12 protein-coding genes, 1 tRNA gene and 2 pseudogenes are annotated in these 17514 nt (G+C 68.7%); 7 read left to right on the top strand and 8 right to left on the bottom strand.

Going from position 1 to position 17514, the window contains the following annotated elements:
- Positions 1–186: 186 nt before the first annotated feature.
- The 4 genes from ACIHEI_RS07255 to dnaK all read right to left on the bottom strand — a co-directional run bounded on the left by ACIHEI_RS07255 (position 187) and on the right by dnaK (position 4435).
- The gene (locus tag ACIHEI_RS07255; protein WP_396605974.1) at positions 187–705 is read right to left on the bottom strand and encodes a heat shock protein transcriptional repressor HspR; all 519 of its coding nucleotides are present in this window, start codon (positions 703–705) and stop codon (positions 187–189) included.
- Between the two features lie 7 nt (positions 706–712).
- Positions 713–1864: a molecular chaperone DnaJ gene (gene dnaJ, locus ACIHEI_RS07250; protein WP_387639588.1), complete on the bottom strand. Its 1152-nt coding sequence runs from the start codon at positions 1862–1864 to the stop codon at positions 713–715.
- Between the two features lie 136 nt (positions 1865–2000).
- Positions 2001–2591 (bottom strand): nucleotide exchange factor GrpE, encoded by a 591-nt coding sequence (grpE, locus tag ACIHEI_RS07245; protein WP_387639585.1) that lies wholly within the window; start codon positions 2589–2591, stop codon positions 2001–2003.
- Positions 2588–4435 carry a molecular chaperone DnaK gene (gene dnaK / locus ACIHEI_RS07240; protein ID WP_387639582.1) on the bottom strand — a complete coding sequence of 616 codons (1848 nt, stop codon included), beginning with the start codon at positions 4433–4435 and terminating at the stop codon, positions 2588–2590. Before dnaK ends, grpE begins: the two co-directional genes overlap by 4 nt.
- Positions 4436–4759: 324 nt before the next feature.
- Between dnaK and ACIHEI_RS07235 the strand changes: the two genes are divergently transcribed.
- From ACIHEI_RS07235 to ACIHEI_RS07215, 5 genes and pseudogenes are all read left to right on the top strand, one after another.
- Positions 4760–6973 carry a (Fe-S)-binding protein gene (locus ACIHEI_RS07235; protein ID WP_396605973.1) on the top strand — a complete coding sequence of 738 codons (2214 nt, stop codon included), beginning with the start codon at positions 4760–4762 and terminating at the stop codon, positions 6971–6973.
- A 93-nt stretch (positions 6974–7066) separates the two neighbouring features.
- A complete protein-coding gene (locus ACIHEI_RS07230; RefSeq protein ID WP_396606190.1) occupies positions 7067–7567 on the top strand; it encodes a LamG-like jellyroll fold domain-containing protein in 501 nt (166 codons plus the stop codon).
- 222 nt (positions 7568–7789) lie between these two features.
- Positions 7790–8863: pseudogene (locus ACIHEI_RS07225) on the top strand (sugar phosphate nucleotidyltransferase); the annotation flags it as partial.
- Between the two features lie 236 nt (positions 8864–9099).
- Positions 9100–10059, top strand: a complete 960-nt coding sequence (locus ACIHEI_RS07220; RefSeq protein ID WP_396605972.1) for a YIP1 family protein — start codon at positions 9100–9102, stop codon at positions 10057–10059.
- 86 nt (positions 10060–10145) lie between these two features.
- Complete coding sequence (locus tag ACIHEI_RS07215) at positions 10146–11039, top strand: metal-dependent hydrolase (protein WP_396605971.1); 894 nt, start codon at positions 10146–10148, stop codon at positions 11037–11039.
- A gap of 71 nt (positions 11040–11110) precedes the next feature.
- Here ACIHEI_RS07215 and dcd read toward each other — a convergent pair whose 3' ends face one another.
- Both dcd and ACIHEI_RS07205 read right to left on the bottom strand, forming a co-directional pair.
- On the bottom strand, positions 11111–11686 hold the full coding sequence (dcd, locus tag ACIHEI_RS07210; protein WP_387639570.1) for a dCTP deaminase: 576 nt from the start codon (positions 11684–11686) through the stop codon (positions 11111–11113).
- Positions 11687–11766: 80 nt separating this feature from the next.
- A complete protein-coding gene (locus ACIHEI_RS07205) occupies positions 11767–11967 on the bottom strand; it encodes a hypothetical protein (protein ID WP_387639567.1) in 201 nt (66 codons plus the stop codon).
- Between the two features lie 163 nt (positions 11968–12130).
- Here ACIHEI_RS07205 and ACIHEI_RS07200 point away from each other — a divergent pair.
- Positions 12131–12204, top strand: a tRNA-Gly gene (locus ACIHEI_RS07200).
- Positions 12205–12494: 290 nt separating this feature from the next.
- Here ACIHEI_RS07200 and ACIHEI_RS07195 read toward each other — a convergent pair.
- Positions 12495–13743, bottom strand: a pseudogene (locus tag ACIHEI_RS07195) (IS3 family transposase).
- Between the two features lie 171 nt (positions 13744–13914).
- On the opposite strand from ACIHEI_RS07195, the gene ACIHEI_RS07190 reads away from it, so the two are divergent.
- Positions 13915–14304 (top strand): hypothetical protein, encoded by a 390-nt coding sequence (locus ACIHEI_RS07190; protein WP_396605970.1) that lies wholly within the window; start codon positions 13915–13917, stop codon positions 14302–14304.
- A 19-nt stretch (positions 14305–14323) separates the two neighbouring features.
- Here the strand turns inward: ACIHEI_RS07190 and ACIHEI_RS07185 are convergent, their stop codons facing one another.
- Complete coding sequence (locus ACIHEI_RS07185; protein WP_396605969.1) at positions 14324–17383, bottom strand: type ISP restriction/modification enzyme; 3060 nt, start codon at positions 17381–17383, stop codon at positions 14324–14326.
- Between the last annotated feature and the right edge of the window lie 131 nt (positions 17384–17514).

Raw genomic sequence — 17514 nt, 5'->3', positions numbered from 1 at the left:
CTGGGGCTTCCGGCAGTTCGGGAGCGTCTTCCGGCCCGCATCATAGAGCGAAGGGCGCTCGGTTCCGCCGAATTACCGAATCGGAGCGGAGCCGGAAGCACGTCCTCTCCCAAGACTCTGGCAGCACACCGAAACCGCCGACACCCCCCGGTGGGCAGGAATGTCGACGGTTCGTGGTCGGGTCGGTCAGCGCTTGGGGCGCCAGACCACCAGGGCGCTGGACTGCGTGACCTGCTGGTAGGGCACCAGGTCACGGCGGTAGGAGGCGTGCACGGCGGCCTCGCGCTGCTGCAGGGTGGCGGCGGCGCCCTCCAGGGCGTCGACCAGTTCGGAGACCCGGGACTGCAGGGCGGCGACCTGGTTCTCCAGTTCGATGATCCGCTTGATGCCGGCCAGGTTGATGCCCTCGTCCTGGGAGAGGCGCTGGACCTCGCGCAGCTGCTGGATGTCGCGCGCGGAGTAGCGCCGGCCGCGCCCGGCGGTGCGGTCCGGGCAGACCAGGCCGAGCCGGTCGTACTGGCGCAGGGTCTGCGGGTGCAGGCCGGAGAGCTCGGCGGCGACCGAGATCACGTAGACCGGGGTGTCCTCGGTGAGGACGTACGTCGGCGGACCGGCGGGGCGGCGGCCGGCGCCGGGCAGGCCCTCGCCGATGCCGGCGCCGATCCGGCCCTCGGCGCCGCGCGGGCTGCCGGGATGGGGGCTCATCGGGATCTCACGCTCCCTCCGCCGCCTTGAACAGGGCGGCTCGCGGGTCGTCCGAGGCGGTGGCCTCGCGGTACTGCTCCAGTGCGCTCAGTGCGTCGCCGCTGACGATCTTGGGTACGGCGACCTCGACGGTGACCAGCAGGTCTCCCCGGGTGCCGTCCTTGCGGGTGGCGCCCTTGCCGCGGGCCCGCATGGTCAGACCGTTGGCGCTGCCCGGGGGCAGCTTGAGCTTCACGGCCGGTCCGTTCAGGGTCGGCACCTCGATGGTGCCGCCGAGTGCGGCTTCGGGGAAGCTGACCGGCACCGTCACGGTGAGGTTGTCACCCTTGCGCCCGAACACCGGGTGCGGGTCGACGTGCACGGTGACGTACAGGTCGCCGGGCTGGCCGCCGCGCTCGCCCTGGGCGCCCTTGCCCTTGAGTCGGATCCGCTGGCTGTCCTGCACGCCGGCCGGGATCCGGACCTGCATGGTGCGGGCCGAGGAGGCCCGGCCGCTGCCGTGGCAGACGGTGCACGGGTCGTCGACGATCATGCCGCGGCCCTTGCAGTCCCGGCACGGCTCGGAGAGCGCGAACGCGCCCTGGCCCCGGCTGACGGTGCCCGCGCCGACGCAGGTCGGGCAGACCCGGGGGGTGGTGCCGGTCTTGGCGCCGGTGCCGGCGCAGGCCCGGCAGGCCGCCTGGGAGGTCATCCGCAGCGGCACCGTCGCGCCGTCCACGGCCTCCTCGAAGTTCAGGGTGACCTCGGTCTCGACGTCCGCGCCGCGCCGCGGCTGGGCGGTCTGCCGGCCGCCGCGGTTGAACAGGCCGCCGAACACGTCGCCGAGTCCGCCGCTGCCGCCGGCGGTGCCGCCGTTGAACAGGTCGCCGAAGTCGAAGCCGCCGCCGGCGCCACCCGCGCCGCCAGGCCGGAAACCGCCGCCGGCGAACAGCGAGCGCGCCTCGTCGTACTCCTTGCGGCGCTTCTCGTCGGAGAGCACGTCGTACGCCTCGGAGATGTCCTTGAACCGTTCCTCGGCCTTGGCATCGCCCTTGTTGGCGTCCGGGTGGAACTCCCGGGCCAACTTGCGGTACGTCTTCTTGATCTCGGCGGCGGTGGCGTCCTTGGGCACGCCGAGGACCTTGTAGTAGTCCTTCTCCACGTAGTCCTTAGCGCTCATGGCCTTTGACCGCCACCTCCCGTAATCCCGTAAGTCTGTTGGTGAAGCGTGTTGTTGGGAAGAGCCCCGATACGGCGCTGCGGAGCCGGCCGCCGTACTGGACGACGTACGACTCCGCAGCGCACAGGGACTCTACTCAGCTGTCGGACGAACCGTCAGCCTTGTCCTCGTCCGGTTCGCCGGTGGTCTGGGTGCCCGGCTGGGGCTCCGCGACCGCGACCATCGCCGGGCGGATGATCCGCTCGCCGATCCGGTACCCGGGCTGGAGGATCTGCACGCAGGTGTCCTCCGTGACGTCCGACGAGTAGCTGTGCATCAGCGCCTCGTGGATGGTCGGGTCGAAGGGCTCGCCCTCCTTGCCGAACTGCTGCAGCCCGAGCTTGGCGACGACCGTCTCCAGCGACTCGGCGACGGACTTGAAGCCACCCGTCACCTCGCCGTGCTCGCGGGCCCGGCCGATGTCGTCCAGCACCGGGATCAGCGATTCCACGATGTTGGAGACCGCGATCTCCCGGACGGTGGCCCGGTCGCGCTCGACCCGCTTGCGGTAGTTCTGGTACTCCGCCTGGAGACGCTGCAGGTCGGCGGTGCGCTCGCCGGCCTCGCGCTTGGCGGCGGCCAGCTCGTCGGCACCCGCACCCGCGACAGCCTCTTCGGCGGCCTTCAGCACGGCTTCCTCGGCGGCGGAGTCGTCGCCGGGCTGCTCGCCCTGCGGCTTCTCCGTCATGCCGCACCGCCCTTGGGCTTCTCGTCGTCGACGATCTCGGCGTCGACCACGTCGTCGTCCTTGGCACCGGCCTCGCCGGCCCCGGCCGCACCGGTGGCCGCACCCGCGCCGTCGGCCTGCGCGTACAGCGCCGCGCCGAGCTTCTGGGCGGTGGTGGAGACCTTCTCGGTGGCGGTGCGGATGGCCGCGATGTCCTCGCCCTTGAGGGCTTCCTTGAGCTCGGTGATCGCCGTCTCGACCTCGGTCTTGACGTCGGCCGGGAGCTTGTCGGCGTTGTCCGCGATGAACTTCTCGGTCGAGTAGACGAGCTGCTCGCCCTGGTTGCGGGTCTCCACGGCCTCGCGGCGCTTGTGGTCCTCCTCCGCGTAGCGCTCGGCTTCCTCGCGCATGCGGTTGACCTCGTCCTTCGGCAGCGAGGAGCCGCCGGTGACGGTCATCTTCTGCTCCTTGCCGGTGCCGAGGTCCTTCGCGGCCACGTGCATGATGCCGTTGGCGTCGATGTCGAAGGTGACCTCGATCTGCGGCAGGCCGCGGGGGGCCGGCGGCAGGCCGGTCAGCTCGAACATGCCGAGCTTCTTGTTGTACGCCGCGATCTCGCGCTCGCCCTGGTAGACCTGGATCTGCACGGAGGGCTGGTTGTCCTCGGCGGTGGTGAAGATCTCGGAGCGCTTGGTCGGGATCGTGGTGTTGCGCTCGATCAGCTTCGTCATGATGCCGCCCTTGGTCTCAATGCCCAGGGACAGCGGGGTGACGTCGAGCAGCAGGACGTCCTTGACCTCGCCCTTCAGCACACCGGCCTGCAGGGAGGCGCCGATGGCGACGACCTCGTCCGGGTTGACGCCCTTGTTGGCGTCCTTGCCGCCGGTCAGCTCCTTGACGAGCTCGGCGACGGCCGGCATACGGGTCGAGCCACCGACCAGGACCACGTGGTCGATCTCGGACAGCGCGATGCCGGCGTCCTTGATGACGTTGTGGAACGGGACCTTGCAGCGGTCCAGCAGGTCGGCGGTCAGCTGCTGGAACTGCGAGCGGGTGAGCTTCTCGTCCAGGTGCAGCGGGCCCTCGGCGGAGGCCGTGATGTAGGGCAGGTTGATCGAGGTCTCCGAGGAGGAGGACAGCTCGATCTTGGCCTTCTCGGCAGCCTCGCGCAGACGCTGGACGGCCATCTTGTCCTTGGACAGGTCGACGCCGTGGCCGGACTGGAAGACCTTCACCAGGTGGTCGACGACGCGCTGGTCCCAGTCGTCACCACCGAGGTGGTTGTCACCGTTGGTGGCCTTGACCTCGACCACGCCGTCGCCGATCTCCAGCAGCGACACGTCGAAGGTGCCACCACCGAGGTCGAAGACCAGGATGGTCTGGTCGTCCTTGTCCAGGCCGTAGGCCAGGGCGGCGGCGGTCGGCTCGTTGACGATGCGCAGGACGTTCAGGCCCGCGATCTCGCCGGCCTCCTTGGTGGCCTGGCGCTCGGAGTCGTTGAAGTACGCCGGGACGGTGATGACGGCGTCGGTGACCGTCTCGCCCAGGTAGGCCTCGGCGTCCCGCTTGAGCTTCTGCAGGACGAAAGCGGAGATCTGCTGCGGCGTGAAGTCCTTGCCGTCGATGCCGATCTTCCAGTCGGTGCCCATGTGGCGCTTGACCGAACGGATGGTCCGGTCGACGTTGGTGACCGCCTGGCGCTTGGCGACCTCGCCGACGAGCACCTCGCCGTTCTTGGCGAAGGCGACGACGGACGGCGTGGTCCGAGCACCCTCGGCGTTGGTGATGACCGTGGGCTCACCGCCCTCAAGAACACTGACGACGGAGTTCGTCGTACCGAGGTCGATGCCGACCGCGCGTGCCATCGTGAATACCTCCGGGGAGAAGTTGAGCAGTACAGGCTCAACTATGCACGAGGTCGCCCGAACCGTCAACAGCTTTGAGTTGAGGTGGCTCAACTTTACTGAGCGCTTATGTCGCGAGGCTCTCCGACCGGGACGTGGAGGTGCTCCGAACGGGTGAGTCTGGGCATAGTGACTGCCGCCATACCTTGAACATCTTCTGGACGGGTGTTAACGCGCGGTAATGTCCGGCGCGTCTACCCTCAAAGTTACCGACCAGTACACTCTTGGGAAGACTTGGGAAGCTGGGGAGAACCCGGACCAGAAGCCGCTGAAGACGGAGAGCCGATGCAGCTAGCAGCGATCGTCATCTCGCTGGTCACCTTCGTGATCGGCACCGCGCTCGCCGCCCGGGCGGCGCTGTACATCTACAAGGTGGTGCGCACCGGCTCCGCCGACAGCACCCGATTCGGGCAGCCCGCGCAGCGCGTGGCCACCGTGGCCAAGGAGTTCCTCGGCCACACCCGGATGAACAAGTGGGGCGTGGTCGGCGTCGCCCACTGGTTCGTCGCGGTCGGCTTCTTCTCGCTGATCCTCACCCTGGTCAACGCCTTCGGTCAGCTCTTCGACGCCGACTTCGCGCTGCCGGTCATCGGCCACTGGCTGGTGTGGAACATCTTCGTCGAGCTGATCGGCACGCTGACCACCCTGGGTATCGCCGTCCTGATCGTGATCCGGCTGCTCAGCCTGCCGTCCCGGTCCGGCCGCAAGTCCCGGTTCGCCGGCTCGATCGCCTGGCAGGCGTTCTACGTCGAGTACACGATCCTCGGCATCGGCATCTGCATCATGATGCTGCGCGGCCTGGAGGGCGCCCTCGAAGGCGTCACCTCCTACGACCCGACGTACCTGATCTCGTACCCGATCGTCGCCGCGTTCGAGGGCACCGCCCACGGCACCCTGGTCAACCTGATCTACCTGTTCGCGATGCTGAAGATCGTCATCTCGTTCGCGTGGGCCACCACCATCGGCATCAACCCGTCGATGGGTGTCGCCTGGCACCGCTTCCTGGGCTTCTTCAACATCTACTTCAAGCGCGAGGAGGACGGCGGCACCGCGCTGGGCGCCCTGCGCCCGATGACCAGCAACGGCGCCCCGATCGACTTCGAGGACCCGGCCGACGACGCGGTGTTCGGCGTCTCGCAGGTCGAGCACTTCTCCTGGAAGGGCATCCTCGACTTCTCCACCTGCACCGAGTGCGGCCGCTGCCAGTCGCAGTGCCCCGCCTGGAACACCGGCAAGCCGCTGTCGCCCAAGCTGCTGATCATGAGCCTGCGCGAGCACGCCTTCGCCAAGGCCCCGTACCTGCTGGCCGGTGGCGGCAAGGACATGGAGGGTGAGGAGAAGGCGTCCAGCGAGCAGCTGGCCGGGGTGTCCGCCGAGGCCCTCGCCGAGGCCGAGCGCCCGCTGATCGGCACCGCCGAAGAGGGCGGCGTCATCGACCCGGACGTGCTGTGGTCCTGCACCACCTGCGGCGCCTGCGTCGAGCAGTGCCCGGTCGACATCGAGCACATCGACCACATCGTCGACATGCGCCGCTACCAGGTGATGATCGAGAGCAGCTTCCCGACCGAGGCCGGGACGATGCTCAAGAACCTGGAGAACAAGGGCAACCCGTGGGGCCTGGCCACCAAGGCACGCCTGGACTGGGTCAAGGAGCTCAAGAAGGAGACCGGCATCGAGGTGCCGGTGATCGGTGAGGACATCGACCCCGCCGAGGTCGAGTACCTGTACTGGGTCGGCTGCGCCGGCGCCCTGGAGGACCGGGCGAAGAAGACCACCAAGGCCTTCGCCGAGCTGCTGCACACCGCGGGCGTCAAGTTCGCGATCCTCGGCAAGGAGGAGACCTGCACCGGTGACTCCCCGCGCCGCCTCGGCAACGAGTTCCTGTTCCAGATGCTCGGCGCGCAGAACGTCGAGACCCTGAACGCCGCGCTGGAGGACGCGCCGACCAAGCGGATCGTCGCCACCTGCCCGCACTGCTTCAACACCATCGCCAACGAGTACCCGCAGCTCGGCGGGCACTTCGAGGTCATCCACCACACCCAGCTGCTGCAGCACCTGATCGACGAGGGCAAGCTGCTGCCGGTCAACCCGGTGGAAGGCCTGATCACCTACCACGACCCGTGCTACCTCGGCCGGCACAACAAGGTCTACACCCCGCCGCGCGAGATCATCGGCAAGGTGCCCGGCCTGCGCAACGAGGAGATGCACCGCCACAAGGAGCGCGGCTTCTGCTGCGGCGCCGGCGGCGCGCGGATGTGGATGGAGGAGCGCATCGGCAAGCGGATCAACACCGAGCGCGTGGACGAGGCGCTGTCCCTCAACCCGGACATCGTCTCCACCGCCTGCCCGTTCTGCCTGGTGATGCTCTCCGACTCGGTCAACGGAAAGAAGAACGAGGGCGCCGCCAAGGAGCACCTGAAGGTCGTGGACGTCGCCCAGCTGCTGCTGGAGTCGGTCAAGGCCCTGCCCTCCGCGGAGGCCGAGCCCGTCGAGGCCTGACACCGCCTCACTCCCCGGACCCCGGACGCCCCTTACGGCTCCGGGGTCCGGGCGTTTTCGGCGATCGCCGATGACCTGGCATCTGCCGCATGACTGCTGACGGGGGAATACCGGGCCCGGCGGCTCCGGTGGCGGGCCCTACCACCTGCCGACGGTGACCAGCGCGGCTCCGGACTGGGCGGCGCTCGCCGAGGCCAACGAGAACGAGCACCGCCGTCGCCGGCTGCGGCTGCGGATCGGCGCCGGAGCGCTCGGCGTGGTCCTGACCGGCGCTCCACCGCCGCCGGAGCCGCCACCACCGGCCAGTGGACGCTGCTCACCGGCATCTACGACGCGGGCAGCAAGAAGATCACCCTGTACGTCAACGGGGTGCTCCAGCAGACCACCGCCGTCCAGGGCGTCTGGCAGACCACCGGCGGACTCCAACTCGGCCGGGTGCGCTACAAGAACACCTGGAGCGACTTCTGGGACGGTGCCATCTCCGACGTGCAGGTCTGGGACCAGGCGCTGCCCGCCACCGCCGTCGCCCGGTTGAACTGGTCCGGCGGCACCGATGCGGGAACGGCCGCCAAACGTTCCTGGCTGCTGCCCTAGCCCGGACCCGGCGGCTGTCCCGGGTCTGCCCCGGCGTCCGCACACCTGCCCGACAGGGGGAGTGGGTTTGACACGCTGTTCGAGCAAATAGAGTATGCGGCGGGGCCGGGAAATAGCCGGTTCCGTCGGAGGCCGCCTTGTGCCGGCCCGACACAGTCACCGAGCGAGCGCACCGGACCCTGTCGAGCCGGGCCGCCGGAATCTGACCAGGGGAGATAGGACATGACCGAGGCGATCATGTTGGTCGGCGGTAAGGGCACCCGGCTGCGCCCGTTGACCACGCACACGCCGAAGCCCATGCTGCCCGTGGCCGGTGTCCCGTTCATCGCCCACCAGCTGGCCCGTGCCGCCGCCGCCGGCGTCACCCGCGTCGTGCTCGCCACCTCGTACCTGGCCGACGTCTTCGTCGACCACTTCAAGGACGGCAGCCCCTACGGCCTCGAACTGGTCTACCTCACCGAGGACGAGCCGCTGGGCACCGGCGGCGCCATCCGCAACGCCGCGGCCGGCCTGACCTGCGGCGCCGACGAGCCGGTGCTGATCTTCAACGGCGACATCCTGTCCGGCCTGGACATCGCCGCGCTGCGCGACGAGCACACCGCCTCCGGCGCCGACGTCACCCTGCACCTCACCCGGGTGGCCGACCCGCGCGCCTTCGGTCTGGTCCCGACCGACGAGAACGGCCGGGTGCTCGCCTTCCTGGAGAAGCCCGAGACGCCCGAGCAGATCGTCACCGACCAGATCAACGCCGGCTGCTACGTCTTCACCCGCTCGGTGATCGACCGCATCCCGACCGGCCGCGAGGTCTCCGTCGAGCGCGAGACCTTCCCCGAGCTGCTCGCCACCGGCGCCCTGCTGCGCGGCGTCGTCGACACCTCGTACTGGCTGGACCTCGGCACCCCCGCCGCGTTCGTCCGCGGCTCCGCCGACCTGGTGCTCGGCAAGGTCGACTCCCCGGCCGTCCCCGGCGCGACCGGCGAGGCCCTGCTGCTGACCGGCTCGCACGTCGACCCGGCCGCCGTGCTCAGCTCCGGCACCGTGGTCTCCGCGGACGCCGAGATCGCCGCCGGCGCCATCGTCGAGGGCAGCGTGGTGCTCCAGGGCGCCCGGATCAAGGCCGGCGCGTACGTCAAGGACTCCATCGTCGGCGCCTTCGCCGAGATCGGTGAGAGCTGCTCGCTGGACGGCGTGGTGATCGGCGACGGCGCCGTCCTGGAGGCCGAGAACGAGCTCTCCAACGGCCTGCGGATCGCCTGCGGCACCCGCCTGCCGGTCGGCGCCGTGCGCCGCTCCGCCGGCCCCGGCGGCTGCGAGGCCGGCCTGAGCAACGCCGCCGCGGTGCACGCGCCCGGCAGCCGCGTCATCGGCTGACCTCCAACGGCCCCGCACGGCCGCGCCCTCGGCTTCACCGCCGACGGCGCGGCCGTGCGCCGTTTCCGGGCCCGCGCGGCCGCGTCACAGGACGGCTGCAATCCGGTCGTACCTTCATGATCACCCGGCCAGGGGTCGGCCGTTGCGGGTACCGTCGTGCCGTGGCTGGCAATCGACACGACGACGGACGGGGAGTCGACCCCCGGCGCTGGACGGCACCCCAACCGGGCACCCCGCAGGGTGACCCGTACCGCGGCGGGCCCACCGGCGTCCCCGAGTACTTCACCGCCCCGACCCCCGGCTACCCCGCCCCGACCCCCGGCTACCCCGCCCCGCCCGCGCACCCCGGCGACCAGCCCGGTCACACCAGGGCCTTCGCGATCGGCGAGCAGCCGTACGACGACGGGGCCCACCAGGGCTCGTACGACCCGTACGGCGACCCGTACGGCGGGCAGTACGGCGAGCAGCCGTACGCGGACGGGTACCAGCAGCAGTACGACCAGCAGGGCGGCTACCCGGTCGAGGACAACGTCGCCGTCTACCGGGCCGGCGGGCAGGCCGCGCCGCACCTCGGCGGGCCCCGGCTGGCCTGGCGGGAGCTGCTCGCCGGGATCTACCGCCGCCCGAGCGCCACCTTCGACCGGATGCGCGACCACCAGGTGTGGCTGCCCGCGCTGTCCGTCTCGCTGCTGTACGGCGTGCTCGCGGTGTTCGGCCTCGACAGCACCTACGACGAGGTGGTGCGCTCCACCTTCGGGGTCGCGCTGTCGGCGATCGCCGCCGCCGCGATCGGCTTCACCTTGGCCGGCGGCATCCTCAGTGCCGTCACCTACGCGCTGGCCCGGCAGTTCGGCGGCGACGGGCCCTGGCAGTCGACGGTCGGCCTGGCCGTGCTGGTCAGCTGGACCACCGACGTCCCGCGGCTGCTGCTGACGCTGTTCCTGCCCGCCGGCAACGTGGTGGTGCAGGCGGTCGGCTGGGCGACCTGGGTGGGCTGCGCGGCGCTGCTGACCATCATGGTGCGGCGGATCCACGACCTGCCCTGGGGCAAGGCGGCCGGTGCGGCGGCGGTGCAGCTGATCGCGCTGCTGGTGCTGATCAAGCTGCCCACGCTGGGCTGAGGCCCGTAGCCCCGGGCGTCCGGATGGTGGGATTTTTGTAGGGTGGGGTGTTCGGCCCACCCTCAGATCCCGTCCGGAGCCCGCGCATGAGCATGCCCACCACCCACGTCAGCTTCCCGGCCGGGGCGGTGACCGGCGCCTCGCCGATCCTCGCCGTGCACACCCTGCCCGACGGGCGCACCGCCGTGGTCACCGAGGCCACCCCCTTCCACCCGGTCGACCACACCTGGCCCGACCAGCCCGCCGACCTCGGCACCCTCACCGTCGACGGCACCGCGTACCCGGTCGTCGACTGCCTCACCGGCGGCCACGGCCCGGACGGCGAGTTCGCGGCCGGCGCCGACATCCCGGTCCGGCGCGGCGACGAGGACTGGGCCTGGCTGGTGCTGCACGTGCTGCCCGCCGGCGCGCTCGGCCCGGAGGCCGTCGGACGCACCGCCGAACTCGCCGTCGACGCCGAGCGCCGCGCGCTGCTGTCCGCCGCGCACACCGGCTGCCACCTGCTGGCACTCGCCCTGAACGCCGCGCTCGCCCCGCGCTGGCGCAAGGACCCGGGCCGCTCCGACGCCTTCGGCAACCCGGACTTCGACAGCCTCGCCATGGACACCTCGGTGATGGACACCGAGGCCAGCACCGACACCTACCGGATCGGCAAGTCGCTGAAGAAGAAGGGCTTCACCGTCGACGCCACCGAGGAACTCCCCTCGCTCGCCGACGCGCTGCCCGCCCTCACCGCGGACGTCAACGCCCGCCTGGCCGCCTGGGTCGCCGCCGACGCGGCCGTCCGGATCGACGTCCCCGGCCCCGAACTCACCGCCCGCCGCCGCTGGCACGCCGACCTCCCCGACGGCGCCGCGGAGATCCCCTGCGGCGGCACCCACCTTCACCACCTCGGCGAACTCGTCGAGCTGCGCGCGGAGTTGACGCTCTCCGCGGACGGCACCGAGCTGGTCGCCCGGACCAGCCCCAAGCGCGCCTGACACATGATGAGGGCCGGCCCCGAACTGCGGGGCCGGCCCTCCTTGCTGTCCGTGCGCTCTGCCGAAGCGGCTCAGACCTCGGTGCGGTGGAAGTTCAGGTACGACCGCGACGGCGTCGGGCCGCGCTGGCCCATGTAGCGGGAGCCGTAACGCTCCGAGCCGTACGGGTGCTCGGCCGGCGAGGACAGCCGGAACAGGCACAGCTGGCCGATCTTCATGCCCGGGTACAGCTTGATCGGCAGCGTCGCCACGTTCGACAGCTCCAGCGTCACGTGGCCGCTGAAGCCCGGGTCGATGAAGCCCGCGGTCGAGTGCGTCAGCAGGCCCAGGCGGCCCAGGCTGGACTTGCCCTCCAGCCGCGAAGCGACGTCGTCCGGCAGCGTGATCACCTCGTAGGTGGACGCCAGCACGAACTCGCCCGGGTGCAGGATGAACGCGTCATCGCCCTCCGGCTCCACCAGCCGGGTCAGGTCCGGCTGCTCCTCGGAGGGGTCGATGTGCGGGTAACGGTGATTCTCGAAAACCCGGAAGAACCGGTCGAGGCGGACGTCGATGCTCGACGGCTGGACCATCGACGGGTCGAACGGGTCGATGACGACCCGGCCCTTGTCGATCTCGCTACGGATGTCATTGTCAGAGAGCAGCACGCCCCCGAGGGTACGTGCCACGGGCGGGCCACCCAAAAGCACCCGCCCCGCAGACCAGCCCCGGCGGGCGCCCGCACCGCCTACATCCTTAGCCCGCGCGCCAGTTGGACCTCCGACAACTCCGACACGTCCGCCGGCACCGAATTCCGCAACCGCCCGCACCGCGGACACCGCAACAACCGCCCCGGCCCCAGCCGCCCCGCCTGCAACTGCTGCATCGGAAACGCCGCCGTCCCGAACAGATGCCCCTCCGCACAACGAACCAGGGTGCGCTGCTCCATCGGTCCCCTTCCCGTACTTCCGCATCCACCGAAAGCCGTCACATTAGGGGACCAACCGGACACCACCCCACCAGGCTCGCCGCCACCCAGAACCCCGCACTCCCACCCCACCCGATGGGGTACAGTGGTGCTTGATCGATCCGTCCCTGACGGTTCGTCAGCTGCGGGCGTAGTTTAATGGTAGAACATGAGCTTCCCAAGCTTAGAGCGCGAGTTCGATTCTCGTCGCCCGCTCCAGCAGAAAGCCCCGGGCCAGTGGCCTGGGGCTTTTTTGTTGTCTGGACCAATCGTCTCGACCAGGACCCGCTGTCGGGCGTTGAAGAAGCCCGCGAAGTCATCCTTGGCGAGCAGCGCGGGATCAGCCAGGCGGGTACGGATGTGGTCGGCCACGGTGTCCGCCTCCACCTCGGCGTTCTTGGCGAGCCTGGGGAGGTAGGAGGAAGCGCTGCCCCGCCGATGATCCGGTTGGTGCGTCCGGTCAGCGGGGGCGGGCCTTCCCCTGCGGTAGTGGACACGCGTTCGGGGTTTCATGCAGCCAGCGTGAGCTTATCGGATTGCTGCTGGTGCCGGTCTTCGTAGTCGATCGGGCTGAGGTGTCCGTTGGCGGAGTGTCTGCGGCGGGTGTTGTAGCGGGTGAGCCACCGGAAGACGATGCGTCGGCAAGTTCCGCGCCCGGGTAGTGGTGGGTGCCGCGCAGGGTTTCGCGTTTGAGGGTGGCATGGAAGTTCTCGCAGGCGGCGTTGTCGGCGGAGGTGCCGACCGCGCCCATGGACCGGGTGACGCCCAACTCGCCGCACAGATCAGCGAATTCACGGGATGTGTACTGGGCTCCGTGATCGGAGTGGAAAGCCGCGCCGCGCAGTCCGCCGCGGGTGGCCGCTGCCATCCGCAGGGCGCCGGTGACCAGTTCGGTGCGCATGTGGGCGGCGATGGACCAGCCGACCACCCGGCGGCTGAAGCAGTCCAGGACAGTGGCCAGATAGAGGAACTCGCCGTCTCCGGTGGGGAGATAGGTAATGTCGCCCATGTACTTCAGGCCGGGTGCTGGGGCGGTGAAGTCCCGCTGGAACAGGTCCACCACCGGTGTCGCCGACGGCTCGGGGACCGTGGTGCGGACTCGTCTGCGCAGGCGTATGCCCTGGATGGAGAACTTGTGCATCACACGGGCCACCCGCTTCTCGTTGATCTTCCGGCCGCCGGCGCGGAGTTCGGCGGTGATCCGCGGGGAGTCGTAGGCGCCGTCGGAGTCGGCGTGGACGGCGCGGATCTGTTCGGCCAGGGCCCGGTCGGCGGCCTGCTGCGCGGCCCGCGCGTCGGCCCCGTCCCGCCACTTGTAGTAGCTGGAGCGGTTCACGCCCAGCACCTGGCACAACCGCTTCACGCCGAAGGCGTCCCGGTGGTCGTGGACGAACTGGAAGCGGTTCACCAGTTTGTCTCGCCGGCGAAATACTTGGCCGCCTTGCGCAGGATGTCCCGCTCGGCGGCCAGCATCCGCTCGCTCGCCTCGAGCTCGGCCACCCGGGCCTCCAGCTGCCGGATCCGCTCGTCCGGATCGGCAGACGGTGCCGACTGTCCCGCCCAGACCGGCACCGCCCCGCCTGCCCGAGCGGCCGCCGCGATGCCGCGACGTTCCCGGTCCCGCAGCACCCACTCGCGCAGTGTCGCCCGGTTGATGCCCAGGTCAGCGGCGATGTCCTTGTAGGTCGCCCCGGGCGTGGACTCGTACAGGGCCACGGCATCGGCCTTGAATTCGTCGGAGTAGTCCTTCATCGCCATCGGCGGTGTTCTCGCTTCCTCCGGATCAAGCAGATCCAGTATCAGCGTGTCCACCACTCAGGGGGAGGCCCCGCAAGCGATCCCGGGGCGCGCATTCCTGCGACATGCCGCCTCTGCTGCGCGGATGAGATTCTAGGCAGCGCATAGCATCTGATGTGTTAGGCATGGCGTATGTCCGTCCCGCACGTGGTCCTGACACACTCGCAGTACCAGCTACTTACCGAGTTGGCGCTCAGTTCCCTACCTGCCTCCGCTCATGAGCCGCACTCCGCACTGGCACGTGGGCTGGTCCTGCAACAGATCAGGGCTGATGTGCCGGCCTTGCTGTGGATGGGCTTGATCTCCGATGCGCATGGAGCCCTGACGGTCACCGCGCTCGGGGCGGCAGTCTTCCACCGTGCCGAACAGGAGCATGCCGAGAATCGGCTGGCTGATGTGGCGGCGTTCGCGGATGCTCTTGAGACCGGTTCCGAGCTCGATCACCGCCGGATCCGCTCCGCCCTGCGCCGACTGGCGCAGGGCGTCTTCTCGCTGGACGAGGCGCTCGCGTATCTGTCTTGAGCCCATCGGTGCCAATAGCTCAAGATCCGAAAAGCCCGTCGGTCACCGCGCTTCGCGCCTTACGGACAGCAGCCTGAACCGGAAACACTCCAGCGGCCTCAAGGTCGTGCTCCGTGACGACCGGGCTGGCCAGGACCTCGGCGAGCAGATCGCGCTGCACCGGCACAAGGTCGACCAGGCGGCGCAGCAAGGACAGCAATTCGATGAGCTCGGATGTCCACTCGCTTGGCCAGCTGTTGACATGGATGTCGTCGAGAGGGCTAGTCTTCTTGCTGTTGGGGGAGGCCTTTCGGTAACCGAACCATTTCCGCAGCACCGACATGCCACCGACATTGAAGTTCCAGACATTCTCGGGCACCGGTGCGAACGAGCCTTGGCCGACATACAGCGTCTGAGTCTCGGCGTCGTGGGCCAGTCTGTCCGGGACTGCCGCGCCGATGTGAGTGAGGTATCGGATCTGACGGGGGTCGTCTTGCGGGAATTCGATGCTTCCGGTGGGGTGGGCGCCGTCCGGAGCTGTGTAGCGCTCGCCGTAGGTTGATGCCCACAGCACCTCGGTGCCGATCTCTACAGCCCTTTGCCAGGTACCCCTGTTTCGAGTGAGTGGGATGCGTACGCCAGGGGTGAGAAGCTCTTCACTGAAGTGCTCAGTGAAGACTGTGTGCCCCGTTACCGCGATCGTGTAGGCGGCCAAATCCTGGATCGTGATCTTCTCCAGGCCGAGTTCACGGGAAAGATACGCCAGTAGGCCAGTAGGGGCATTGGCCGAACCGTCGGGGTGCAGGAGAGGGATGTTCCTGCCGCCACGCCCATTGAAATGGTCTGTATCAGGGATAAGAGCGGTCGCCACCACAGCCGGCCCGGACTCAATCACGTGCGTTGACTGCTGATTCAGAAAGAGCTGGCCATCACCGAGCGCCGCCCAAAGTTGAGGGCGAGCGAAGTCCAGGACTCGGTTATCAGCTACAAGCCATTGTCGGTCAAAGCTGCGACGGGCGATGCGAACCAAATTCGGGGTGGGAGAGGTCTCCTCTCCAATTGCGAGCTTGTGGGCCGGTTGCCCCGGAAGTGAGGTCACTTTCCGGTCGAGCGTGCGGTCGCGAGTCTCCTTGAAGAGCCGACCCTTCTCGGCAGGATCATCTTCGCGGATGAGTCGGCTCCAGCGCCGGCGCAGGGTCTCGGCGGAGGGCGTGCTCACCCAGGAACGGTTCGACGTGACTCCCAGGGTTCCCCAGGGGAAGAGGTCGTCCAGAGCAGGGAAGTCCTCCCACCCGGACTGCGTGGCGGGGGTGAACGGACGCACGCCATCCGAGTGCGTGTCGCGCCATCCGTCACCGTCTAGCTGGATCTCTTTAAGCTGTCGGAACTTCTCAGCTCGCTTGCCAGCGATGGAGTAGTAATGGATTCGGGCAGGGCGCTCCGGATCTGTGTCAGCTCGGCGTAAAAAGATGCAGATGGCCAACGGCTGGGCGACCTTCGGGAAGATGCGGGTGTCGACGTCCGCACGTTGTCCCTCGGGGGAGAGATTAATGATCCAACCCTCATCGCAGGTACGCCGTAGGTAGTCTCGCATGCCCCGTCCACCGGGTCCGGTGGCGAAGCCCGACGGCGTGATAAAGCAGATCACCCCGTGACGATTGGCTTCATGAGCGTCGAACACCTTCCAAGTCGCCCAGCGCCAGAAGTACACGTACATGTTCTTGAGCATGTGCTCATATCGACCATTCCCAAGATGACGGAAGGCGTCGAGCAGGGGCGGCTCCTGGCCCTTCGCGCTCTTCTCCACCCAGCCACCGCGGTTCTCCGCCTTGTGGTCGTACGGCGGGTTGCCGATCACTACAGTGACGGGGATCTCTCCCTTTACCCTGTTGGCGCGCCTTCGAGAGGCGGAGAGGACGCTGTAGGTAGAGGCTAGTTCTTGCTCCTCCACGAATGGGTTATCTAGCGTGTCCGTGACGAAGAGATTGAGCCCGCCGTCAGGCAGTGGGGCTTGGTGCCGCTTCAAGAGGTCCGAGGTACGCAGTTCAGCGACGGCGAATGGGCCCATCTGGAGCTCAAAGCCGTAAAGACGCTGTGCGAGCCGGCCTATGGCGTCCTGCGCCATGGCGGGACCGCGGAGATCAGACGCCTGAGCGGCGACTCTCTCGATGATCGTGTGGAGGAAGGTCCCTGTTCCCATTGCCGGATCGACAATCTGCACGTCATCCCCGGCATAACCCTGTGCCTTGCTGAGTCGGGTGCGCAGCACGTCCTCGGTGAGGCGGACCATCTCCTCCACCACCTCGCGGGGCGTGTAGTACGAGCCGCTCCTCTGCCGTAGTTGGGCGTCGTACACAGTGAGGAAGTTTTCGTACAGGTGGAGATAGGCGTCCCTGTTGCCCTGCCTGATCGTGGGCCAGTCGACGCAGGCGATGGTGCGCATTAGCAGGTCGAGGGTCACCGCGAAGCGCTCGTTGACGTTGTCGGTGAGCAGTTGGAGGGCCTTGCCCATCAGCGCGTGATCGGCGTCCAACCTGCGGCCGACTTCATGGAGCCCGCCTTCGGTGAGGGGGATGTCCTCGGTGCGGGCCAGCAGCAGGGCGAAGGTCACGGCCTGCGCGTAGCCATCGGAGAACGTTGCGTCGTCGGCGGAGGGGAACAGCAGCTTGCGCCAGTCGCTCTTAAGCCCAGTGAACGGCCGGGCTCGTGCGTCGTCCTCAGCCTGGGAGGACTTGGCCTCAGCAGCCAACTGCTCCAGTACTGCGGCACGCAGCAAGCGGCAGAGCGGGGCGATGTGCTGAACGAGTCGGGAGACCTGGCGTATGGGGGGAGGGGCCCAGAGCAGGAACGCCTGCATCAGCGCGTCGAACGCCGCCGGATCGGCGGGGACGAGCCGCTCACCCGTGCTCTTCAGGGTGCCAGTGAACTGGACTGTCGCACCCAATTGGACCCCATCACGGAAGAGCCGCCACTCGGTGCCGTTGGTGTAGAGGAGGTTGGGTAGGTCGCGCAGTCGCTCCCACTGCTCCTTGTTGCGGCCGGTGAAGGTTTCGGGATCGACGCTGAGGCCTGGCCTCTTGACCTCGACGTAGCCGGTCACGAGTCCGTTGACCTGGAGCGCATAATCCGGACGTACACCGATTGCGGGAAGCGGAACCTCGTCGTGCCAAGTCACCTCGTGAAGCGAGTGGTGATCACCCACGGCCTTAAGAAGCGCCTCCAGGGGACTGC

The organism is Kitasatospora sp. NPDC051984 (assembly GCF_044593455.1).
GTDB lineage: Bacteria > Actinomycetota > Actinomycetes > Streptomycetales > Streptomycetaceae > Kitasatospora.
Note: the sequence above shows the minus strand (reverse complement) of the source record. Positions and strands in the feature narration are given on the sequence as shown.